General features: G+C 66.3%; 2 pseudogenes. Both read right to left on the reverse strand.

Annotation, left to right across the window (positions count from 1 at the left end):
• A pseudogene (locus KOL99_RS21530) lies at positions 1-128 on the reverse strand (succinate--CoA ligase subunit alpha); the annotation flags it as partial.
• Positions 129-138: 10 nt separating this feature from the next.
• A pseudogene (sucC, locus tag KOL99_RS21535) lies at positions 139-567 on the reverse strand (succinate--CoA ligase subunit beta); the annotation flags it as partial.

Below are 567 nucleotides of genomic sequence, written 5' to 3' on the forward strand. Positions count from 1 at the left end.
TTGCCCGGGGTCACCCCGCCCACCATCTGGGTGCCGTACTCGCGGGCGCCCTGCGCGTGGAACAGGCCGGTCGCGCCGGTGATTCCCTGCGTGATGACCCTGGTTTCCTTGCCGATCAATATGCTCATGGCGTCCCCCCTAGGCGGCGGCCGCGACGGCGGCCACGATTTTCTGCGCCCCGTCGGCCATGCCGTCGGCGGCTACTATGTTGAGGCCGCTCTCGGCCAGAAGCTTCTTGCCCAGTTCCACGTTGGTCCCCTCCAGGCGCACCACCAGCGGCACCTGGATGCCGACCTGGCGCGCCGCCTCGATGACGCCGGTGGCGATCACGTCGCACTTCATGATGCCGCCGAAGATGTTCACCAGGATCCCCTTCACGTTCTTGTCCGAGAGGATGATCTTGAACGCCTCGGTGACGCGCTCGATGGTGGCCCCGCCGCCGACGTCGAGGAAGTTGGCCGGGTCGCCGCCGTAGTGCTTGATGATGTCCATGGTGGCCATGGCGAGACCGGCGCCGTTCACGAGGCAGCCGATGTTGCCGTTAAGCGAGATGTAGGAGAGGTCGTG

This window comes from Geomonas azotofigens (assembly GCF_018919395.1).
GTDB classification, from domain to species: domain Bacteria; phylum Desulfobacterota; class Desulfuromonadia; order Geobacterales; family Geobacteraceae; genus Geomonas; species Geomonas azotofigens.